General features: G+C 63.8%; 21 protein-coding genes and 1 pseudogene. 7 read left to right on the forward strand and 15 right to left on the reverse strand.

Annotated features, from left to right (window positions below):
• Positions 1–94: 94 nt before the first annotated feature.
• On the reverse strand, positions 95–859 hold the full coding sequence (locus ACGHJ7_RS11905) for an SDR family NAD(P)-dependent oxidoreductase (RefSeq protein ID WP_390477881.1): 765 nt from the start codon (positions 857–859) through the stop codon (positions 95–97).
• An 89-nt stretch (positions 860–948) separates the two neighbouring features.
• On the opposite strand from ACGHJ7_RS11905, the gene ACGHJ7_RS11910 reads away from it, so the two are divergent.
• Positions 949–1,434 carry a hypothetical protein gene (locus ACGHJ7_RS11910; RefSeq protein WP_390477884.1) on the forward strand — a complete coding sequence of 162 codons (486 nt, stop codon included), beginning with the start codon at positions 949–951 and terminating at the stop codon, positions 1,432–1,434.
• A gap of 9 nt (positions 1,435–1,443) precedes the next feature.
• Here the strand turns inward: ACGHJ7_RS11910 and hisN are convergent, their stop codons facing one another.
• Positions 1,444–2,226, reverse strand: a complete 783-nt coding sequence (gene hisN / locus ACGHJ7_RS11915; RefSeq protein WP_390477886.1) for a histidinol-phosphatase — start codon at positions 2,224–2,226, stop codon at positions 1,444–1,446.
• A gap of 107 nt (positions 2,227–2,333) precedes the next feature.
• Between hisN and ACGHJ7_RS11920 the strand changes: the two genes are divergently transcribed.
• Positions 2,334–3,263, forward strand: a complete 930-nt coding sequence (locus ACGHJ7_RS11920) for a helix-turn-helix domain-containing protein (protein WP_390477889.1) — start codon at positions 2,334–2,336, stop codon at positions 3,261–3,263.
• 55 nt (positions 3,264–3,318) lie between these two features.
• Here ACGHJ7_RS11920 and ACGHJ7_RS11925 read toward each other — a convergent pair whose 3' ends face one another.
• The 4 genes from ACGHJ7_RS11925 to ACGHJ7_RS11940 form a co-directional block, all read right to left on the reverse strand.
• Positions 3,319–4,254: a ribose-phosphate pyrophosphokinase gene (locus ACGHJ7_RS11925; protein WP_390477891.1), complete on the reverse strand. Its 936-nt coding sequence runs from the start codon at positions 4,252–4,254 to the stop codon at positions 3,319–3,321.
• A gap of 126 nt (positions 4,255–4,380) precedes the next feature.
• On the reverse strand, positions 4,381–5,361 hold the full coding sequence (glpX, locus tag ACGHJ7_RS11930) for a class II fructose-bisphosphatase (RefSeq protein ID WP_390477893.1): 981 nt from the start codon (positions 5,359–5,361) through the stop codon (positions 4,381–4,383).
• A gap of 83 nt (positions 5,362–5,444) precedes the next feature.
• A complete protein-coding gene (locus ACGHJ7_RS11935; protein ID WP_390477896.1) occupies positions 5,445–6,788 on the reverse strand; it encodes a homoserine dehydrogenase in 1,344 nt (447 codons plus the stop codon).
• A gap of 118 nt (positions 6,789–6,906) precedes the next feature.
• A complete protein-coding gene (locus tag ACGHJ7_RS11940; RefSeq protein ID WP_390477898.1) occupies positions 6,907–7,782 on the reverse strand; it encodes a hypothetical protein in 876 nt (291 codons plus the stop codon).
• Between the two features lie 349 nt (positions 7,783–8,131).
• Here ACGHJ7_RS11940 and ACGHJ7_RS11945 point away from each other — a divergent pair, with 349 nt between their 5' ends.
• The 4 genes from ACGHJ7_RS11945 to ACGHJ7_RS11960 all read left to right on the forward strand — a co-directional run bounded on the left by ACGHJ7_RS11945 (position 8,132) and on the right by ACGHJ7_RS11960 (position 10,723).
• A complete protein-coding gene (locus ACGHJ7_RS11945) occupies positions 8,132–8,806 on the forward strand; it encodes a TonB family protein (RefSeq protein ID WP_390477901.1) in 675 nt (224 codons plus the stop codon).
• Between the two features lie 42 nt (positions 8,807–8,848).
• Entirely contained in the window at positions 8,849–9,652 is an 804-nt protein-coding gene (locus ACGHJ7_RS11950) for a MotA/TolQ/ExbB proton channel family protein (RefSeq protein WP_390477904.1), read from the forward strand.
• 71 nt (positions 9,653–9,723) lie between these two features.
• Positions 9,724–10,251, forward strand: coding sequence for an ExbD/TolR family protein (locus tag ACGHJ7_RS11955; protein WP_390477906.1), 528 nt, complete (start codon positions 9,724–9,726; stop codon positions 10,249–10,251).
• A 31-nt stretch (positions 10,252–10,282) separates the two neighbouring features.
• Entirely contained in the window at positions 10,283–10,723 is a 441-nt protein-coding gene (locus ACGHJ7_RS11960) for an ExbD/TolR family protein (protein ID WP_390477908.1), read from the forward strand.
• Between the two features lie 94 nt (positions 10,724–10,817).
• Here the strand turns inward: ACGHJ7_RS11960 and ACGHJ7_RS11965 are convergent, their stop codons facing one another.
• From ACGHJ7_RS11965 to ACGHJ7_RS11990, 6 genes are all read right to left on the reverse strand, one after another.
• A complete protein-coding gene (locus ACGHJ7_RS11965; RefSeq protein WP_390477911.1) occupies positions 10,818–13,283 on the reverse strand; it encodes a ligase-associated DNA damage response DEXH box helicase in 2,466 nt (821 codons plus the stop codon).
• Between the two features lie 69 nt (positions 13,284–13,352).
• Positions 13,353–14,195, reverse strand: coding sequence for a DUF2059 domain-containing protein (locus ACGHJ7_RS11970; RefSeq protein ID WP_390477914.1), 843 nt, complete (start codon positions 14,193–14,195; stop codon positions 13,353–13,355).
• 79 nt (positions 14,196–14,274) lie between these two features.
• Positions 14,275–15,288, reverse strand: coding sequence for a hypothetical protein (locus tag ACGHJ7_RS11975; RefSeq protein ID WP_390477917.1), 1,014 nt, complete (start codon positions 15,286–15,288; stop codon positions 14,275–14,277).
• 26 nt (positions 15,289–15,314) lie between these two features.
• Positions 15,315–16,718, reverse strand: a complete 1,404-nt coding sequence (pgmG, locus tag ACGHJ7_RS11980) for a phosphoglucomutase/phosphomannomutase PgmG (RefSeq protein ID WP_390477920.1) — start codon at positions 16,716–16,718, stop codon at positions 15,315–15,317.
• Positions 16,715–17,023, reverse strand: coding sequence for a molecular chaperone DnaJ (locus tag ACGHJ7_RS11985; protein WP_390477923.1), 309 nt, complete (start codon positions 17,021–17,023; stop codon positions 16,715–16,717). The genes pgmG and ACGHJ7_RS11985 overlap by 4 nt, the downstream gene beginning before the upstream one ends.
• A gap of 11 nt (positions 17,024–17,034) precedes the next feature.
• Positions 17,035–17,856 carry a division plane positioning ATPase MipZ gene (locus ACGHJ7_RS11990; protein ID WP_390477926.1) on the reverse strand — a complete coding sequence of 274 codons (822 nt, stop codon included), beginning with the start codon at positions 17,854–17,856 and terminating at the stop codon, positions 17,035–17,037.
• Positions 17,857–17,955: 99 nt separating this feature from the next.
• Here ACGHJ7_RS11990 and panC point away from each other — a divergent pair, with 99 nt between their 5' ends.
• Entirely contained in the window at positions 17,956–18,819 is an 864-nt protein-coding gene (gene panC, locus ACGHJ7_RS11995; protein WP_390477929.1) for a pantoate--beta-alanine ligase, read from the forward strand.
• 170 nt (positions 18,820–18,989) lie between these two features.
• Here panC and ACGHJ7_RS12000 read toward each other — a convergent pair whose 3' ends face one another.
• The 3 genes and pseudogenes from ACGHJ7_RS12000 to ACGHJ7_RS12010 form a co-directional block, all read right to left on the reverse strand.
• Positions 18,990–20,264, reverse strand: a complete 1,275-nt coding sequence (locus tag ACGHJ7_RS12000; RefSeq protein WP_390477948.1) for a hypothetical protein — start codon at positions 20,262–20,264, stop codon at positions 18,990–18,992.
• Between the two features lie 159 nt (positions 20,265–20,423).
• Positions 20,424–20,825, reverse strand: a pseudogene (locus ACGHJ7_RS12005) (TniQ family protein); the annotation flags it as partial.
• Positions 20,826–20,863: 38 nt separating this feature from the next.
• The coding region (locus ACGHJ7_RS12010; protein WP_390477932.1) for a TniB family NTP-binding protein at positions 20,864–22,086 on the reverse strand (1,223 nt) is incomplete at its 5' end.

Raw genomic sequence — 22,086 nt, forward strand, 5'->3', positions numbered from 1 at the left:
CGGCAGAGGAATCACGTGTCGGTGAAGAGCGCGCAGATAGCGGACCTGGCGGGAAACGCAAGACTTTGCGCGATGCCCGAGCGCAAGGAATGGGCTAGTGCGCGTAGATCATCTTCACGCTCATCCCGCCATCGACGACGATCTGCTGCCCGGTGACGAATCCTGCCGCGTCGGAAACAAGCCAGTCGATGGCCCCCGCAATGTCCTCGACCCGGCCGACGCGTCCTGCCGGATGCTGCTCGCGGTCGACATCCCTGTGTTCCGGATCGGAGCGCTCGCTTTCCTTCTGCCACGGTCCGGTCTCGATCCAGCCGGGCAGCACAGCGTTCACGCGAATATCCGGCCCCAGCGACACCGCCATAGCATGCGTCAGGGCGCTTACCCCGCCCTTCGACGCGGCATAGGCGAAGGTATCCGGTTCCGATTGCAGGGCGCGGGTGGAGGAGATGTTGACGATGCTCGCTCCGGGTTTCCGCCGTAGAAGCGGGATCGCTGCGCGGCTGCACAGGAAGGTTGCGGTCAGGCTGGCGTCGATCCAGCGGTTCCAGTCGTCCAGCGACAGCTCCTCGAGAGGGCCGCAATAAGGGTCGGCAAGCGCCGCGTTGTTGACGAGAGCGGCCAATGGGGCATCACCCAGCCAATGCGTCAGCTTGTCGAACGCATTGCCGACATCGCTCTCGTCACCGACGTCGCAGCCGACTGCAAGCAAGCGGTCGTCCGGCACCAAAGCGCGCATTTCGTCCAGCGCCTCGTCATCCAGGTCGAGCACGCAGACGCGCCAACCTTTCGCGTGGAAGTGCAGCGCGGTTCCGCGACCGATACCGGCGGCCCCGCCAGTAATGCATATTGTCTTGTCCATAACGGGCCAACGCCGGGCGATACGGGTAGTGCCCGGCACCGGCGTGGTTGCGCGTTGACGATCGATCGCGCTCATAGCAAAACGCTCCGATGCTATGGCGCGCGGGTATCCTCTCTGCAATCTGCGCCGCGTGCAGCGCGGCGCCGGCGACCCCTCAGGCGCTGCCTGCGGAGGTCTTCGAAGCCAGCCAGGCCGAACGCGCAATCGTCGGCGATGTTGTCGTGCCGGACCGGGTCCGGCGTCGCATCGCGAAACAATACGCAGACGATGTCGACCTGCTCGCTATCCAGATGCGCGGGGCGCGAGCGCGAGAGCTTTCGCTCGAGGCCGCGCGGCTGTCGGACGATGCGCTGGGCGAGAGGGCGGCGGATGCGAGCTTCCTTTACGTCACCTGCCTGCTCGAGCTGGAAGTCGGCCGGAAAATGCCGTGGGGCTGGGCGAGCGACATGGCCGACGAATTCGGGGACATCGTGCTCGATACGGCAGAGCGGCGCAGCGCCGGGCGGCAGTACGAGCAGTTGCGCAGCGGCTCCGTATCGGAAGCGCCGGACGTCCCGACGGAATGCAAGCGATAGGCATGCGCCTCAGCCCATCGCTTCGAGCACGTCCTCCAGCCGGGCAGGTTCGCCCAGCGCGATGACCGTCCCCCCAGTACTATTGGCGCTTTCCGCGTCGAGAGGATTGCCCTGCCAGTCGGCTATCATGCCGCCGGAGCCCTCCACGATCGGCACCAGCGCGGCATAGTCGTAGAGCTTCAGCCCGGCCTCGCACACGATGTCGAGATGGCCGCTCGCGAGCAGCCCGTAATTGTAACAATCGCCGCCCCAGACGACGATCTGCGATGTCTGCGCGGCCAGCGACATGAATGCGCCGCCCTGGTCGTCGGTGAAATATTGCGGGCCGGAAGACGCGATGGTGGCATCGGACAATTGGCGGCAGCGGCGCGTCGAGGCGGGCTTGCCGTTGAATGTCGTGCCTTCTCCGATGCTGCCGATCCAGCGCTCCCCGGCAATCGGCTGGTCGATCACGCCCATGACCGGCCAGCCGTCCTGCAGCAATGCGATGAGCGTTCCGAAAATGGGGCGCCCGGCCATGAAGCTGATAGTGCCGTCGATCGGGTCCAGCACCCATTGCCGCCCGGCCCCTTCGTTATGCGTGCCGTATTCCTCGCCGATGATACCGTCGCCGGGAAATTCCGCCTCGATAATGGCGCGCATGGCCGATTCGGCCGCGCGGTCCGCCTCGGTCACGGGCGAGGCGTCGTCCTTGCGCTCCGATGCCCAATCCCCGCGAAACAAGGGCTTGATAGTCTGCCCCGCCGCATCGGCGAGCCGGCCTGCAAGCGCGATTTCCTTTTCCAAAGCCATTGCTGTAGGTGTCCTTGCACTGAGAGGGTCGGGCCGCGTCCCTAACGACAGCTCCGCCCGTCCGGTAGGGGAAACAGGCCAGTCGGGGTGCTGCCTATGGAGTTTTCTTGACCAAGAGACTGCCACCTGTCGATGGATCGTCGATAGGCAGCCCGCTTTCGGCTGCGCGCGCCCCGGCGCGCGATATTCGCGACTGGATTTACTGGCTGGGCGTCAGCAAGCTGGACCTGCCTGCCGGAGCCGCCTTGCATGGCGGGATGCTGACGGACCATGCCTGCCTGCGGATCATCACCGGCGGGACCTGGATTGCCGAGACGGCGAGCGGGCTGATGAAGTTCGACCCGGGGCGCGACGGCATGGCGCTCTATTTCGGACCGCAGTCGCAGCATGTGAAGCTGACCGTGCAAGGGTCGTTCCGCATCCTGACCATGCACCTCAGGGCAGGCGCATCGACCGTGCTCGAAGCGCCTGCGCAGACCGAGAGCCGGGACTGCATCTACGACCACCATTCGATTGTCGGCCACGGAAACCTGGCGTCGCGTTTCGATCCGGCGGCGAGCGACGAGGACTGGCTGGTCGCCATGGAGGACGAGATGCGCAAGTTTCTCTGCCTGCGCGATACGGCCCCGCCCGATCCGGTCATCACTGCGTTCGAGCGGGCCAGCCTGTCCACGCCCGATATGTCCATTGCCGGCTTTGCAGAGGAGCACGGCATCAGCCCGCGCACGCTCGAACGGCTGGTCATGCGCGATTACGGCGTGACCCCCAAGACGGTCCTGCGCCGCGCGAGGGCACTCGACATGGCAGCGGCAATCCTCGGGGTGGTCGCGCCCGACGAGCAGAGCGAATTGGAGCTTCGCTATTTCGACCAGTCCCACCTCATCAAGGAAATCCGCCACTTCTTCGGGATGACCCCGTCCGAACTGCCCCAGCGGGCCATCCCGCTGCTGCGGGTGAACCTGGAAATCCGGCAAAGCCGCAGGCTGGAGGCGATGGGCCGGTGGACGCCGGACGAGCCTCTGCCCTGGAGCAAATGATGTCCCGCGATGAGCAGGCGGGGCCTACGCCGTGGGCGGCCCCGCCCCGCTCGTCTCAATCGAACAGCGAGCTGACCGAGCTTTCATCCGCGATGCGGCGCACCGCCTCGCCGATCAGGGGGGCAATGGGAAGAAGCCGGATGCGGTCGGAATCCTGTGCGGCATCGGTGGGCCGAATCGAATCGGTGATCACCAGTTCCTTCAGCGCCGAACCGTCGACCCGGGCGACCGCCCCGCCCGACAGGACGCCGTGCGTGATGTAGGCAGCCACGCTTTTCGCGCCCTGGTCCAGCAGCGCCTGCGCCGCGTTGCACAGCGTCCCGCCTGAATCCACGATGTCGTCGATCAGGATGCAGTGCCGGCCCTGCACGTCGCCGATGATGTTCATCACTTCCGATTCGCCGGGGCGGTCGCGGCGTTTGTCGACAATGGCGAGCGGCGCGTTGTCGAGCCGCTTTGCCAGCGCACGTGCGCGCACCACACCGCCCACGTCGGGCGACACGACCATCAGGTCCTGGTCCCCGTAACGCGCCTGGATATCGGCCGCCATGACCGGCGCGGCATAGAGGTTGTCGGTCGGGATATCGAAGAAGCCCTGGATCTGCCCTGCGTGCAGGTCGACCGCCAGCACGCGGTCGGCGCCGGCTTCCGTAATCAGGTTCGCAACCAGCTTCGCCGAGATCGGCGTGCGTGGCCCCGGCTTCCGGTCCTGCCGGGCATAGCCGAAATAGGGGACGACCGCCGTGATCCGCCGCGCCGATGCGCGCCGCAGCGCATCGATGCAGATCAGCAGTTCCATCAGGTTGTCATTGGCCGGATAGCTGGTCGACTGGACCAGGAAAACGTCTTCACCCCGCACGTTCTCGTGGATTTCCACGAAGATTTCCTCGTCCGCGAAACGGCGAACGCCGGCATCGACGAGAGGCATCTCGAGATAGCCCGCAATGGCCCGGGCCAGTGGCAGGTTCGAATTGGCGGCCATGATTTTCATGCGTGCAGTGTCCTTGGCAGGTAACGTATCGAAAGCAGGGCGAGGGTCGGCAAACGGTCTAGGCCGGCAGCGGGAAATCGCAAGGAAACGCACATCCGGTTCCCCGGTTGCGCTCCCTTTCAGCGATCAGGCGCGATGCTCACCCTTGATCCAGCGCACCGTGCCCGAACTGGCGCGCATGACCACGCTTTCGGTCGTCATGATGCCGCCGCGCTTGCGCTTCACGCCTTCCAGCAGCGAGCCCGAGGTGACGCCGGTCGCGGCGAAGATGCAGTCGCCCTTCGCCAGTTCGTCGACCTTGTAGATGCGGTCGAAATCCTCGTCAGGGATGCCCCATTTGCGGGCCCGCGCCTTTTCTTCGTCATTGCGGAAGACGAGCCGGCCGTTGAACTGGCCGCCGACACAGCGCAGCGCTGCTGCCGCCAGCACGCCTTCCGGCGCGCCGCCTTGGCCCATATACATGTCGATCGTCGTGTCTTCGTCGGTCGTGGCAATAACGCCCGCGACATCGCCATCGCCGATCAGGACCACGCCGCAGCCCAATTCGCGCAGTTCTGCGATCATGGCTTCGTGGCGCGGCCGATCGAGGACGCAGACGATGATTTCCGACGGTTCCACACCCTTGGCATCGGCCACGGCTTTCACGTTCTCGGTCGGGCTTTTCGCCAGGTCGATGATGCCTTCGGGATAACCCGGCCCCACGGCCAGCTTGTCCATATAGGTGTCGGGCGCATTCAGCAGGCAGCCCTGCTCCGCAGCGGCCAGCACTGCCAGCGAATTGGGGCCGGCCTTCGCCGTGATGGTGGTGCCTTCCAGCGGGTCGAGCGCGATGTCGATCTTCGGCCCCTTGCCCGGCGCGCCGCCGACCTTTTCACCGATATACAGCATCGGCGCCTCGTCACGTTCGCCCTCGCCGATCACGACGGTGCCGTCCATGTAGAGATGGTCGAACGCCTCGCGCATCGCCTCTACCGCTGCAGCGTCGGCGGCCTTTTCGTCACCGCGCCCGATCAGTTTCGATGCCGCGATTGCCGCCGCTTCGGTCACGCGGACCATTTCCATGACCAGAACGCGGTCGAGTTCGTTTTCGGTGCGGGTTTCGCTCATGGTGGCAGGGTCCTGTAGTCGCGGGAGGTTGGGTCGCGACGCGCTTAAACGCGACCGCCGCCGCTGTCGAGCAATCAGGGGCGTCAGCTGCGCAGGATCGGCATGACCAGCGGCTGGCCCGTCAGGCTGGGCGAATTTTCGAGCAGCGCGATGGCGCGCCGGACATTCGCCACCGGGCCGGCATGGGTCACCATGGCGACCAGCACCCCGTCCTCGCCCGACTCGCCGTCCTGTATCAGGCTTTCGATGGAAACGTCGGCGTCGCGCATCGCTGCGGTCAGTTCGGCCAGAACGCCCGGGCGGTCCGCCACGCTGAAGCGCAGGTAGGACCGCGCGATGCGCGCACCCGAATCGGCGCGTTCGGCGGCGCGCAATGTATCGGCAAGGACGGAGAAGGGCGGCGTGCGGTCCCCGCGCGCGACGGCCACGATGTCGGCCATCACGGCACTGGCCGTCGGACCCTCGCCCGCGCCTGCACCCTGGAACATCAGCCGGCCGGCGAAATTGCCCTCCGCGACGACCGCATTGGTCGCCCCGTCGATGGGCGCGAGCGGATGGTTCTTGGGGATCAGGCACGGCCGGACCCGCTGGAGCAGGCGCGGCGCGTCGCCACCGTTTCCATTGTCATCGATATCCGCCACACCGATCAGGCGCACGACATAGCCCAGCGCGTCGGCGCGGGCGATGTCGACGGCGCGCACCTGCCGGATGCCCTCGATCTCCACCCCGTCGAAATCCACCTGCGTGCCGAAGGACAGGGCCGACAGGATGGCGAGCTTGTGCGCCGCATCGACCCCGTCGATATCGAAGGCCGGATCGGCCTCGGCATAGCCCAGCTTCTGCGCATCCCCCAGCGTTTCGGCGAAGTCGGCGCCAGAGGATTCCATTTCCGACAGGATGTAGTTCGACGTCCCGTTGAGGATGCCGTAAACCCGCTCCAGCGCATTGCCCGCCGCGCCTTCGCGCAGGCCGGAGATGACGGGGATGCCGCCTGCAACCGCCGCTTCGAAGCGCAAGGCGCCGCCACCGGATTCCGACAGCTTGGCCAGGCGGTGGCCGTGATGGGCGATCATGGCCTTGTTGGCGGTGACCACGCCCTTGCCCCGCTCCAGCGCGGCTTCGGCCAGCGACAGTGCAGGACCGTCCGATCCGCCGACCAGTTCCACCACCAGGTCGACATCGGGGTTGGAGGCCAGATCCTCCATCGTCTCTGCCCAAGCATAGGGAGCGAGATCGACACCGCGATCCTTCGCGCGGTCCCGTGCATGGACGGCGACCACCTCTATGGCCCGGCCCGCGCGCGCCTGCACCAGGTCCCGGTTTTGCTCCAGCAGGCGAAGGACGCCGACGCCAACGGTCCCGAGGCCCGCTATACCGAGGCGGAGCGGGGCGGTGTTTCGGGCGGCAGGTTTCTCGGCATGTGTCATGGCACCGGCGCATAGCTGCCCGCATGCCGCGCGTGCAGGCAGTTAATCTTCATCTCGCGCTAGCGCCCGTTGCAATCGGGACGGCAAGCCCGACTGCGCGCGGCCTTTCGCAAAAGGATCAAAGATTACGCGGACAGGGGCCCAGCGACTGCATCACATAGGCGTAATCGCGCTCTGCACGCTGCCGGTCGTCATTGTCGGAAGACAGATTGGCATCGGCAGGCAGGGAGGCGGGAAGGAAGCAGGCGAGGCGATACCAGCGCAGGCTTTGCGGGCGAGGCTGCATGGCGGCGCGATCGACGATTTCCGTCCAGGACACGCCCCAGGCAGGCTCCATGTCGGGCCTGCGGGTCACGGTGATCGAGGCGGGCCGCCGCCCCTCCGTATCGAGGAACAGCTGCGTCTCGGACTCGCCCACCAGGTTTCCGGCAACGGACAGGGCATCGCGGATGCCGGTCACGCGCGGCGGCGCATCCGCCGACGCGAGTTCGGCAAGAATGGGGCGCAGGCGCTGCTCGGTCTGGGCCGACCACATCAGCTGCGCCGAGGGATTGACGAGCTGGATCTCGGACGCCCTGCCGGTGACCGGTCGCGCGAACAGTATCACTTCGCTCTTCTTCAGCTTGGGCGCCTTCCCCCGGGAATCGAGCGGCACGTCGACGAGATATTTCAGGGATTCGCCGACGGGGACCGTTCCCGAAATCAGCGAGAGGGTTTCCGCCTCGAGATAAAGCCGCGCGTGGCCCGGCGCGAGGCCGGGGGCGCGCTCCGGCTTGACCTGCGCCTGCCGCTTCACTTCTGCCTTCAGCACGAGCGGCGCACCATCGGCGAGGTCCGCCAGATCGGCATAGGTCGGCGCACCCTGAGCCGCAGGCAGGCTGCCGCTTTGCGCAAGTACCGGAGCCGGCATCGCCATCGCACCGCCCATCGCTGCGACCGACGCTACCACCTTGAGGGCAGGGCCGTGGATACGAATGCAGAAGGGGCGTGGCATAGGGTTCTCCGGTGGGAATGGGCGCCGACCGCAGTCGGAACTTTCGCAATTTGCACCCATTGAGACCATGATCGGCGTGAATTACCGCTTAACCGAGAAAGCGTTTGCGCCGATGCCGGTGAATGCTAAGGAACCAGCCGGTCTTGGGGAAGGCGACGATCAGAATCGGTCTCTCCATGACACTCCCGGTCGACGGCCGGAGCGGGGCTCGCCTCTACTCCATCATGGTTCGGAAATCGGGATTCGATTGATAGCGTCGGGGACTTTACCCCCTGACAGAACCCCCTGCCGGGATCCTTTCCCGGTGCAGACGGAGTGATGCGACTGCATGGCCTACGCTGACCAAGAGATGAGCGGTAATCGCGTAATTGCGATCATCATCGTTGCTCTTATTCATGTGGCTATCGGCTATACCCTCGTCACCGGACTTGCGTACGAAGCGGCCCAGAAGGTCGTGGAGCGCGTGACGACGGTCGATATCGAGGAGCCGCCGCCCGAAGAAGAAGAACCGCCGCCCCCGCCCGAAGAAATTCCCGAGGTGGCACCGCCTCCGCCGGTGGCTCCGCCGCCGCCCATCAGCATTGCGCCGAATCCTCCGCCGGTCCGTACCGTGCAGACGATTCCGCCGCCGTCGCCGCCTGCGGTTCGTATTCCGCCGCCCGCGCCGCCGGCAGCAGCCCCGCCGCCCCCGCCGCCGCCTCCCCCGCCGCCGCCGCCGCCTTCGCAGGCACGTGCAGCGTCGCCGGACAACCTGCAGCGCTGGGCCGGCCGTATCCAGGGCGACTACCCCTCCCGCGCACTGCGCGCAGAGGAACAGGGTACCGTCACGATGCGGATCACCGTGGGCGCAAACGGACGCGTATCGTCATGTTCGGTCACTGGCAGCTCCGGCTCCAGTTCGCTGGACGACGCAGCCTGTCGCGGAATGCAGCGTTATGCACGCTACAATCCTGCGCTGAACGATGCGGGCAACCCCATCAGCAGCACGACGACGCAAGCGATCCGTTACGTCCTGCCGGACTAAGACTTTTATTCGATTAAATCTCCTTTCGAGAGGACCAGACAAATGACCTTCGAACTTCTTACCGCAGCGGCCGGGGAAGCCGCACCGCAGAACCAGTTCGGCTTCATGGAAGCTATGGAACAGGGCGGCGTGATCGCATGGGCGATCTTCGGCGTTCTCGTGATCATGTCCGTGGGCTCGTTCTACATCCTGTTCACCAAGCTGTTCGAACAGCGCAAGATCAACAGCCAGTACGAGCAGGTCCGCTCGCAGTTCTGGCGGACCAACTCGCTGAAGGACGGCGCTACCAAGCTCGAGAAGAACAGCGCATGGCGTCAGCTCGTCGACGACGCCCTCGTCGCCGAGGAACGTCACGGCAAGATGACCGACAAGCTCGAAGCTCACGACTGGATGCACGGTTCGCTGCAGCGTTCGGAAGACAGCATCAATGCCAAGCTGGCTGGCGGTCTGCCGTTCCTGGCATCGGTCGGCGCTACCGCACCGTTCATCGGTCTGCTCGGTACCGTGATCGGTATCTACCGCGCCCTGATCAACATCGGTCTCGCCGGTTCGGCTTCGATCGACAAGGTCGCAGGCCCGGTCGGTGAAGCCCTGATCATGACCGCCATCGGTCTGCTCGTGGCCGTCCCGGCCGTGCTTGCGTACAACTGGCTGCAGAGCCGTAACCGCCGGATTGCCGAAAAGCTCTCCAGCTTCTCGACCGACCTGCTGGCGAACATCAACTCGAACGGCGCGATCAAGCCGGCTGTGATGACCTCGACCTCGACGAAGACGGCCGCAACCGCTGCCAAGGCACCGGCTGCAAAGCCCGCCACGACGACCACCACCACCACGGTCAAGAAGTAAGTGCGAATGCGGGGCCGTCCCGGCGGCCCCGCTTCCACCCTCGAAAACTGGCCAACGGATAGGATGTAACCATGGCAATTTCGATGGCAGGCGGCGAAACGCCGATGTCCGACATCAACACCACGCCGCTCGTGGATGTGATGCTGGTTCTGCTGATCATCTTCCTGATTGCGGTTCCGGTCGCTATCCAGACGATCGACCAGCTGGAAGTCCCCATCATGGAATCGGTCGAGTCGGAAGATAAGGTGGAAAACCTTCTTCTTACCGTCAGCACGTCCGACGAAAACGGCCTTAGCGCCGGTGAGTCCGGCTATCTTGGCGCCTCGCGCCAGGGCGAATGCCGCGTCTATTTCAACAATATCACCCCCGTGACCTCGGAAGAACTGTATGACGAGGCGTTCCGCCGTCTCGACGCAATCGTGCAGCGCGCAGGTGGCCCGGAAGCCATCCTGGAAGACCCCGATGCGATTCCGCAGGTTCACATCCGCGGAGACAAGGATGCGCCGTGGCGCTGCGTTGCCGGGACCATCTACAACGTCCAGGCAGCCGGTTACCCGACTGTCGGATTCATCTCCAATCCGGTCGACCCCAACGGCTGATCGGGTAGAAGAGATTTAAGGAGCACACACCATGGCAATGTCAGGCGGCAAAGACGACGGTTCGCCGATGCTTGATATGAACATGACCCCGCTGATCGACGTTCTGCTCGTTCTGCTCATCATGTTCATCATCACCATCCCCGTCGCGACTCACGCGGTAAATATCGACCTCCCGCAGCCCAGCAACGAGCCGGTAGACCCGAACGATATTGACCCGATCCAGAACAAAATCGTTCTGACGCAAGCCGGAGAAATTCTCTGGAACGGCGATTCGATCAACCAGAACGAGCTGGTGAGGAACCTCAACTACACGAAGAACATCAATCCGGAACCCGAATTGCAGTTCGAACCGGAAGCGACCGCTAGTTACGACCTGTCGGCTCGCGTTCTCAACGTGATCAAGGGTTCGGGCGTCAGCCGCTTCGGCTTCGTCGGAAACGAACAGTACCGGGCATTCGGCAAGGCCGAATAACCGCGTAGCTGCAACAGACTTTCGAGAAGGGGCGGAGCGATCCGCCCCTTTTTTCTTGCCCCATGCATCTGGATACCGGCCCCCGCTGCGCCGGCTAAGCCTCGCCAAGCCCATCGAGGCCGTCGACCCGCATGGCCTGTCCCGCCAGGCTCTCCGCCTCCAGCAGCAGTTCGTCGTCCACCGCCCCTTGCGGTGTCGCCTCGCGCCCGATCATCACCATGACGGGCACGGCAAGCGGGCTTACCCGGTCGAGTTCGACATGGACCAGCCGTTCGGCTGCCGTATCGAGCAGGTCGCCAAGCCGCCCCACATCCGTCATCCTTTCCCGTGCATCGGCCCATGCCGCTTCCAGGAGGACGTGCTCGGGTTCGTATTTTCGCAGCACATCGTAGATCAGGTCGGTGCTGAAGGTGACCTGCTTGCCGCTCTTGCGCTTGCCCGGGTGCTGCCGCTCCACCAGTCCGCCGATCACCGCCACTTCGCGGAAGGAACGGCGCAGCAGATGGCTGTCCTGCACCCAGTCCACGAATTCATGCGCCAGGATGTCCGGGGAAAGGAGCGGCGCCGGATCGGCCACCGGTTTCAGGCCCCAGACGGCCAGCGAGTAATCGTTCGCCACGAACCCGCCGGGCATCAGCCCGCGATCCTCCATGCGCTTCGTGATCAGCATCCCGAGCGACTGGTTCGCGTTCCACCCGGTGAAAGTGTAATAGACCGTGTAATGCCGCTTCGCATGGGGGAAGCTTTCGACCAGCAGGTTGTCCGGGCCCGGCATTTCGCTGCGCCAGTCCTGCACTTCCAGCCATTCCCGAACATCGTCGGGAAAGCGTGCCCACCCAGCCCGGTCGACCAGCATGGCCCGCACCCTGTCGGCCAGGTGCGTGGTCAACGGCATGCGCGCCCCGCCATAGGACGGGATCATCGCCGCCTTGGTAGAGGCCCGCACCACCACTTCCATGTCACGCAGCTGTTCGACCTCCAGCGACGTCCCGGCAAAGGCGAAGGTGTCACCCGGCGATAGCTGGGCGGCGAAGCGTTCCTCGACCCTGCCCAGCGAGCGGCCGTTACGGAAACGCACGTCCAGCATCTCGCCGTCCATGATGATCCCGGCATTCAGCCGGTGGCGCGCCGCTTGTTCGGGATGTCTCAACCGCCAGACCGCCCCGTCTCCGCCCGCACCTTTCTCCCGCACGATGCGGCGGAACTTGTCATAGGCCTTGAGCGCATATCCGCCGGTCGCAACGAAAGTCAGCACGCGGTCCCAGATCTCTTCGTCGATCCATGCATAGGCGAGGCTGGACCGTACCTCCGCCAGCAAGGCAGCCTCTTCGAACGGCCCGGCGCAGGCGGTTCCCATCACGTGCTGGGCAAGAACGTCGAGGCCGCCCGGGCGGAAATCCTCGCCGTCGCGCTGTCCGGCATCGACCGCTTCCTTCGCCGCAGTTGCTTCCAGGAATTCGAACCTGTTGCCCGGCACAAGTATCGCCCGGCTTCGCAGATCGAGCCGGTGATTGGCCCGACCGATCCTCTGCAGCAGCCTGCTGGAGCCCTTCGGAGCGCCCATCTGCACCACGCAATCGATATCGCCCCAGTCCACTCCCAGATCGAGACTGGCGGTCGCCACCAGCGCCCTCAGTTCGCCGCGCGCCATGGCGCCTTCGACCTTGCGCCGCGCTTCCTTGCTCAGCGACCCATGATGGATGCCGATCGGCAGCTTGTCCTCGTTCACATCCCACAGGTGCTGGAAGATATATTCGGACAGGAAGCGCGTATTGGTGAAGACCAGCGTCGTGCGATTGCCCCGGATAAGGTCGTAGAGCTGCGGGATCGCCCAGGTCGCCGCGTGGCCGCCCCATGGCACACGCTCCTCGTCCGGCAGCAGGATCTCGACATCGGCCGGCGCGCCATCCTCCCCGGCGACCAGCGCGACGCTATCGATATCGCCCCACGGGGCCAGCCATTCGCGGTACCCTTCCGGATTGGCGACCGTGGCCGACAGTGCCGCGCGCTGCATGTCGGGCGCAATGGCCTGCAACCGCGTCAAGGCGAGCGCGAGCAGGTCGCCGCGCTTGCCGGTGGCAAAGGCGTGCACCTCGTCGATCACGATGCGCTTCAGCCCGGCAAAAAGCGTCTCCGCCTCCGGATAGCTGAGCAGGAGGGACAGCGATTCCGGTGTCGTCAGCAGGACATGCGGGGGCTTGTCCCGCTGCCGCCGCTTGCGATCGGACGGGGTATCACCGCTGCGTGTCTCGACCTTGATGGGCAGGCCCATTTCCTCGACCGGGCGAACGAGATTGCGCTGCACGTCGTGCGCCAGCGCCTTCAGCGGCGAGACGTAGAGTGTATGCAGCCCCTCGGGCGGCGGCGCATCGCCAAGGCGCGAGGGGGTGAAGGCGGCAAGGGTAGGCAGGAATCCTGCCAGCGTCTTGCCCGCGCCGGTATCTGCGACCAGCAGGGCGTGGCGACCCGCATCGCTGGCCCCCAGCATTTCCGACTGGTGCCGGCGCACGCGCCAGTCCTGCCCGGCAAACCAGGCGGTGATCTCGGGAGGAACGGTCATCGACGGGATAACGAGCGACCCGGCCACTCGGGTCCGGCATTCCAGGTCCGGGTCTCCGGACGTGCCCTGTCAGTCTTCCATACTGTCAGCGGTGTCCTCGGCGTCGGCTGCTTCCATCGCGGCTTGCAGCTCGGGAACCGAGATGCCCAGCAGGCTGGCCGCGCGTGTGCGTTCCTCCGCGCTCAGGTCGTCGAACCCGCGCGGTTCGGGAATATCGGCCATGGCGGCTTCCATCCTCGCTTCGAAATCGCCCATCTGGCCCATCATGCCGGGCACCGATCCCATGATCGACGACATGAATTGCGGATCGGCTGCCATGGCCATGGATTCGCGGGCATAGAGCGCCCCGGTCGGCGTTTCGAAGAAAGCCTTGATCTCGCCCAGCTGAGGGCCGGTGAAGCGGGTCGCGTAATAGCGTGCCATGCCGTCGCGCATCGGCCCCTCCATCGCGGCGAACATTTCCCCCATGCCGCCGGTCATGGCTTCGATCATCACGTCGGCGCGGCGCGAATAGGCAGGGTCCAGCGTGGCTGCGAGCTCGGCCATCTGCTCGTCCGTCAGTTCGGGCATCCCCTCGTCCAGATAAACACTGCCCATGACGACGAAATCCGGTCCGGAGAACATGGACAGCATCGGGCGCATCGTCGTGTCGAGGACGTCGACCATCAATTGTTCGTAGAACCCTTCCGGCACCAGTTTCGCGACCACCTCGTTCGCCAGCGGGAGCAAGGCTTCCTGCTCTGCCGTCAACGGTTCGGCCTGGAACGCGCCGCCCATCATCTGCGCGAACTCGGCCATTTCGGCGTCCGACATGTTCCCACCCGACATCGCGTCGTCCTGGGCCGACGCCGGTGCCGCCATGCAAAGGGCCAGCGCGCCCAGCGGTGCAGCGATCCATTTCGTCAGTCTCATGATTTCCCCCTTTTTCGTGAAGCCCATCTGCCGATGGTAGCCGCCTGGCAAGGCAGGGCAAGCGTGCACGCAGCGCGGACTAGAGTTCCTGCAATACGTCCAGCGGTACGGTTTGCGATCTTTCCAGGGCAGCTTCGAGCAGGGCGATAACCGCGTCGCAATGGGCCGGATCCGTCAGGGAGTGTGATGCGCGCAGCAGATCTTCCTCCGACATGCCGGTGGCCGCCACCGCGCCCTCCAGTAATGGCTGGGGGTAGTTCAGACTTCGTGGCTCCTGCTCGTCGAAGTGAAGAATACCGTCCTGCATCAGCCGCCAGGCCAACGCTTGCTCAGCCTGCAGGGCAGTCTCGTCCATGACAGGGGTTTCGTCGAAAAAGGCCCGCCCCGTCACCTCTCGGCAAGCATCGCCCGGAGCGGCGCGGGCGGTTTTCAGCCAACCGAGGTAAACCCGTCCCACCTGCGCAAGGTCGGACCTTCCCATGTCCCTGCGTGAAAAAAGCATCGCGCGACGCAAATTTGCTCTCGCTCTTTCCGCAGCCTGGTGTGTCGAAATTTCGGGATCTCGCGGCGGAACCAGCGCGTCTGCCATGTAGGGATCGGCGTCCTCGACATCGGCCCAGGTCACGCCCTCACCGAACAGGAGGGGCGCCATCGCATCGGCCTTGTCCCTGCGATCGCCTGCCGGCAGCGGGTCAAAGGTGCCGCCCCTGGCCATGTCGGACAGCGCATCGGCAAACGCGACCAGCCGTTCCACCGCAAGGCCTGAAACCAGCAAGAGGACAGCGGCGAGACCGGCATAAAGTTGCCAACCTGCCCGAGAACGAGGCGACGGAATTGCTGCGCCGGTTAGCGGTAATTCTTTCGAGCCGACAATGAGCCGACCGGCGGTCCGGGAATTTTCGGGCGTTTCGCTTGTCGCCGAAGCGCGGCTGTCTCGCGCATGATGGGCAAGCGCGTCCGAGCGCGCCTGTGCCAGCCGCGAATAGAGATTTGCATCGCTCGACAGGTCGAGACTTGTCAGCTTGCGACGATAGGCATCCTCTATCGCGGCCGGGCCCGCTCCCGGAGCAATGCCGAGAATAGCCCATGCCATTCCGGCCGAGGTTTCAGGCTCGCGGGTCAGTGCCCCACGCTTTCCCCGCGTTCGAGGCCGCTCAGCGCCAGTTGTTCGTCGATCTGTGCCATCAGCCGCTCCAGCCCCGCTTCGTCCTCGCTCTCGGCGCGTGCGACGAGGACATCCTGCGTGTTGGAGGCGCGCAGCAGCCACCAGCCGTCATCCGTCGTCACGCGCACGCCGTCCGTCCCGTCGACATTAGCAGGGCTGTTCGCCAGCCGCGCCTTCACTTCCTCGATCGCGGCGAACTTGCGTTCCTCGTCCACCTGGAAGCGCATCTCGGGCGTATTCACCATCGGCTTCATCGCGCCGCGCAGCTCGGTGACCGAACGGCCGAGATTTGCCGAGGCGGTCATCAGGCGGATGCCGGCATAAAGCGCATCGTCATAGCCGTAATAGGTGTCGGCGAAGAACACGTGGCCGCTCATCTCGCCGGCCAGCGGTGCGCCCGTTTCCTTCATTTTGGATTTAATCAGGCTGTGCCCGGTCTTCCACATGACCGGCTGTCCGCCATGCTCGGCAACGTGATCGAACAGGGCGCGGCTGGCCTTCACATCGGCGATAATCGTGGCGTTAGGCGTTTTTGCGAGGAGGTCCTCTGCATAGATCATCAACAGCTGGTCCCCCCAGATGACCCGGCCTTCGCCGTCGATCGCGCCGATCCGGTCGCCATCGCCGTCGAAAGCCACACCGAAGTCGAGGTTCTTGTCCGCGACGAGGGTGCGCAGGTCGGCCAGATTGGCCTCGACAGTGGGATCGGGATGATGATTGGGAAAATTGCCGTCGACCTCCGTGAAGAGGAGATGATGTTCACCCGGAAGCTTCGAGACGAGCTTCTCGAGCGCGGGTCCGGCAGCGCCGTTCCCGGCATCCCAACCGATGCGCAGGTCGGAGAGACGATCCCTATCGACCCCGTCCAGTGCGGCGAGCATCCGGTCTATGTAATCGTCGAGAACAGGGCGGTGCACGACCTCGCCTGTCCCGTCCGCCCAGTCCCCGGAAGCGGCCATCCGCCCGAGATCCTGGATGTCCTGCCCGAAAAACGGCCGGCCCTGAAATACCATCTTGAAGCCGTTGTAATTGGCGGGATTGTGGCTGCCGGTTATCTGAATGCCGCCGTCTATCTCTTCGCCTGACGCCTCGGCGTAATAGAGCATGGGGGTCGGCCCCAGCCCGATGGTCACGACATCGCAGCCGCTTGCCGTCAGCCCTTCGACCAGCGCGCTTTCCAGGATCGGGCTGCTGACCCGGCCATCATAGCCGACCGCCACGGTCTTGCCGCCAGCGCGGGACAGCATCGTGCCGAAACTGCGCCCGATCGCCCGGGCATCGTCCGCGTCCAGCGTTTCGCCGATAATGCCGCGAATGTCGTATTCGCGCAGGATGGTGGGGTCGAAATCATGGCTCATCGCGGCGGTGTTCCTCTGGGCGTTTCATCGGGAAGTTCGTTCAGCAAAAGATCGCGCGCGGCATTGGCCTCGTGCACCTGCGCGCTGGTTCCGCCGCGGTCGGGATGGACCATGGCGACCAGCCTCTTATGCGCGGCAATTATGTCGTTTCTGTTGGCATCGGCGCGCACGCCCAGCGTCTTGCGCGCGTTGAATATCGCCTGCGAGCGTGTGCTGCGCGATGTCAGATACTGCCACGGCCACCGGCCGAAGACGACCCGGCAGGCGAGCGACACGAGCGCTGCAATGACAAGGAACCGCACCATTGGCGGTCACCCTACGCCGGTTCGAGCTGCCGCGCTACATTGGGAATGACGGGCAGGTTCAGGCCCTTCAGCAATTGCCTGAGCTCCTGCCGCGCGACGAGGTGGCTGGTGCCGAGATCGCCCAGATGTCCCTTGTCCAGCAGGGTCAGCCCGCTGGGGAAGAGTTCGCGGTAGATGACGCGTTCCGACAGTCCGGCGGTTACGCGGAAACCGACCCGTTTGCTGAGTTCGGTCAGCGCCTTCTCGATACGGGCCATGTTGCGTGCTTCGGTATGGCCGGTGCGGTTGCGCACGACGACCCAGTCCATTTCGCGGCGCTGTTCCTCGATCGTGGCCTTGCTCCGCTTCAGCCGCGCTTCCCAGATCAGTTCGGCATAGAAGCTCAGGCGGCGGACCTTGAAGGTTTCCGCATCGACCTGCCCGATCAGGTCGAAATCGACGAAGCTGTCGTTGAGCGGCGTAACCAGCGTATCGGCCTGCGTCGCAGCATGCCGGGCCAGCGGGTCATCACGCCCCGGCGTGTCGAACAGAACGAAATCGGCATCGCCCGCATGGCTTTCGACCAGCGCTTCCAGCTCGGCCGGGTCGCTGCTGTCCAGCACCGCCGATGTCGCCGTGGGCAGGGTGATGCCGCGCCGCTTCGCCGTCTCCGCGCGGTTTTCGAGATAACGGTCGGTCGTCCGCTGGCGCGGATCGAGATCGATCGCCGCGACCCTCGCCCCGCCATAGGCCAGCGCCACCGCGATATGGACGGCCGTGGTCGATTTGCCCGTGCCGCCCTTCTCGTTCGCGAAAACGATGCGATGGGGCTTCCTGGCGGACTGGGCTTTCATGACGTCGGGATCATCCTTGTGAAAGGCGATACGAAAAGTGGCGGCGATGGCACACCCTCGCTATCAGGAGCCGCTAGTTTTACCGGAGGGCTGGAATCCGTGCAAACCGTCACCACGCTGGAAATGTTGAGAAATGCCGTGAGCGGCCTGCGCGGTGGGGGCGGAACGATCGCCCTGGTCCCGACAATGGGGGCATTGCATGACGGTCACCTTACCCTTGTCCGCGAGGCGAAGCGGCGTGCCGATCACGTGGCGGTCTCTATCTTCGTGAACCCGACCCAGTTCGGCGAGGGAGAGGACCTCGACGCCTATCCCCGCCAGCTGGCGGAAGACAGCGCCATGCTGGAAGCGGAAGGCGTCGACCTGCTGTGGGCCCCGACAGTCGAAGCCATGTATCCGCGCGGCTTTGCCAGCTCGATCAGCGTCGATGGCGTCAGCAGCGATTTCTGCGGTGCGGACCGGCCCGGTCATTTCGAGGGCGTCGCCACCGTCGTATGCAAGCTGTTCAACCAGGTCCTGCCGGACATGGCGCTGTTCGGCGAGAAGGACTGGCAGCAGCTGGCCGTCATCAGGCGCATGGCGCGCGATCTGGACCTCTCCCGGCCGCTGGCGGAGGACATTCTCGGTATTCCGACCGTGCGCGAGCCGGACGGGCTCGCCATGTCGAGCCGCAACCGGTACCTGTCGCCGCAATTGCGGGCCACGGCTGCCGCCCTGCCCAACGCCATGAAGCTCGCCATTGCCGAGATGGAGGCCCGCGGCGATGCGGCCACCTCCCTCGCCACGCTGGAACGGGTGCTGCGCGAATCCGGGTTCGACAGTGTCGACTATGCCGCTCTGGCCGATGCGGACAGCCTGCAACGGCTGGAAAGGACGGGCGACAGGCCGGCACGCCTGCTGGTCGCGGCAAGGATCGGCGGAACGCGGCTGATCGACAACATGGCGGTGAAGGCCGCCGATTAAGTCGGGGATCAGCGGAAGGTTGTAGCCTGTAATTAAGAACCACGCAGCTTAGCCATGGTTTTCCGCCATTCTGTGAACAAGTCCCAATACCATTTCGTGAACAAGTAGCCCGCAAAACCTCGATTCTGTCGAAAAGAACCATAGTTCGGTCCTTTTCGCGTAATCCCAGCCTATGGGTCCCAGCGCTTCAGTCGCAAGAGCACCCTACGCATCTCTGCGCCTATCATGATCTCGAAGGAAGATCGACTGAACGCCCCCTTTCGGACAGGTTTGAGGCCGGCCTCGGTGACGAACGCATGTGCCGCGGCGAAGCTCATCGACAGGCGCATCGCGATTTCTGCAGTAGTGATAACCTGCTTTGCCAGTTCTTCGACCTCGCTGACGAGCAACAGCTTGGGGTGGCCAACCGTGCGGCTGAGGCCTTCAAGAAGATGGGTTCGATGAACGCTGGCGTTGAGCACGCCCAAAGCATCGGCTTGGTTCATATGCCGGTCGAATGTGGATGTCGGATGGTTGTCGGGATTAAAGCGTAAGCGAGTGACTTCGCCGGCATCGCTTCTGCCGATCCTAGTTCCAGTGAGCTTCCATCCCTTACGGAATTCGAAGTTGATCCTGCCCGCCAGCAGAGCGAGGATGGTTGGGCCCCATGGTTTTGCGCGGCCGCCAACCATCTTCATGACATCGCCAAGAGAAATAGTGTCTTCGTTTACGATGGTTACCGATAGTGCGGTCAGATCATCTTCGAAACGTCTTAACGCCGCTGTCGTAAAATACGGACCGCTGCCTGAAAGGCCGATGCCGTCCGCTGGCAGGATTTCCAACGCTGCCAATTGTTCGACGCCGTATCTCTCGATGCCGTAAGCAGTCGAGGTTTCGATGGCGTCGCGCCTGTCATGCCACCGCGCAGCAAGCGATCTCAGTTCGGGCTCGTCGAAGGCGGGAACGATTCGGTTTCCGTGCCGCCGACCATATCTGGCGACCAATCCATCGTTCCAGATCGCTTCGAGCGTTTCGATGCTGAGTCTTGCGATCTTGGATGCCGGTTTTGTCGCGAGATGCGCGCTACCATGCTCGGCCCATCGGATTTCAGCCTCCGGTTCGGCTTCGTTTACAACTCGCATATCACCGAGCGTGACATAATCGTTGATCAGGTTCTGGAGCGAGCGTGAACTGTTCGGTGTGGAGGCGTTTATCCGGTCCAGGCCGTTCGGCCAGTCGATCAGTATCTCTCCGGCCGCATGCAGTCCGCCGACCGTGGGTTCGGTATGGATTGATGGCACGTATTCACCTCTTGCATCGACAAACTTGGCGATCTTCACCGCCAAGGCAAAGATGTCCCCCGATGGCGTATCCTGGATTGCGGAAGGCAGACACTTCGTCGCTTGGTTTCTGAACAGGGGATCAGGATCGACCAGACCGGCCACCATCGCGAGAATTGGCCGCATCGCTGCCGGCACCGACGCTGAATCTAGCCTATCAAGCCGTTGGTTGCATTGGTCGCAATGTCCTACGCTAGAGCGCGTCGTCGTCCATCCTTGGATTGTCCCGTCACCTGGTTGGCATGGACATTGGGCCAGCAGCAGATCCCAGCCTATGGGGCAAAATGGCAGGTCGCTGAGTTCCCACAGCGCGAGATGGGTCTGCTCGTGAGCGAGGAAGCTTGGGGAGAAGCGTCGACGTCTGGTTTCGATCCGATCCTGGTGGATGGCAGTTCCGTGGAAAGACCGCCGACGCAAATCCAAGGCAGGATAGCGCATAGCGTCTATCCCTTCTTCCCTACATCCGAGCATGGCGGCGAGCCGTTGGCTGGAGATCGATCCGTCTTCGGACGGCCGTAGTCTGTTTCGGTGCGTCTGGCCGAGATGCCGCATGACGGAGAAGGTGTTCGAGATTCCGTTCCTGCGGCACGCTCGGGCTATGAAACCTCGAAGCGACTCACCATCGCGGGGCTCGACGCCGAAGTAGAGAGCTCGGTGCTTGGTGGTATGATGGTGCAAGCGTGTCATCGCTGATTGAGGTTTCGATTCCGCGTCGGATCCATCAATTAGATCGAGGTCGATACTTCATCTGGGAAGGAGGTTCCTTCCTCGTCATCATCGACAATGTTTTCATCCTCGATCGCACCCCCATCGACTAAAGTCCAAAGGGGGTTGGTGTTGCCTGCGTCCTCCCTTAGCGACCATTCGTCGCCCGCAAGAGCGAGATCGTCCAGTTCGATGCGTGTTCGTCCGTCGCGGATGACTTCGCGCAGAGCCATGAGGATCAAACGGGTGAACTGGCCGATGATTCCCTCGCACAGGATGCACAACTGTTCGGCCAGATTTTTATCCGCGAAGCCTGCCTCCTTTTCAACAATCCCTTGTGCTACCATTTCCCGGTCGAAATGCGCGAGGAACTGGGTCCATATCTCCCGGTCCTCGTCTTGGCTCCAGTCGAGCGGCGCGAGGTTTCCGGGCGAGAACATGCGGCGCACCAGTTCGGTGTCCTTGCGGACCTGATCGAGCGCACCGCGGGTTCCGAGCAGGACGATCGGCATCAAGCCATCATCGAGCATGATCTTGACTTCGGCGAGGATCTCCGTGTCGATTCCGCTCTTCTTGCCTCCGATCTGCGTCTCGTCGATGAACAATATCTCGGTCCGCGCATCGCGCAGTGCGTCGAATGCACGGCGACGAAGCGTGTTGAGCGAGCCTGCTGCCACGTCATCGCCGAGTGCGGACAGGATCGAGAGATACAGTTCGCTCGCGGTTCCTCCCACGCCAAGCCCAGCGTGTATGGCGGGCAGCTGGCCCTCTTCCGCCTCCGAGGCGAGCAGCGCGCCATATTGCGTCGCCAAAGTCGTCTTCCCGGTTCCCGACGGATCGAGGAAAACCATGCCCAATTGAGGTTGCCCGTGCCTTTCCAGTCCGAAGAGCCTGAGTTCATCCAGTTGCGCAAAACCGTCGATGTGGCGCGGATAGGGAAGGATGATGTTGCGACAACGTGCCAGCATCAGTGCCACCTTTCCGGAACGCGTGCGCTTCTCGCTCTTGCGGTAGCCTTCGAATGCCGCTGCCAGTGCTATTGGACCGGCATTGCTTCCAGCGGGTCGGGAGGCGTCAGATGTTTCAGCATCCTCCTTGACCGCATGCTCTCGCTGAGCCCTCATAGTCAGCAGATCCGCAGGATGCATCTGATCGCCTTCATGCCTGGACTTATCCGTATCGTTCGCGATTTGTTGAGTTGGATCGGTCATATTCGCATCCTTTCGCTCATAGTGCTTCGTAT

The sequence above is a fragment of the Altererythrobacter sp. MTPC7 genome (assembly GCF_042851395.1).
Lineage (GTDB): Bacteria > Pseudomonadota > Alphaproteobacteria > Sphingomonadales > Sphingomonadaceae > CAJXSN01.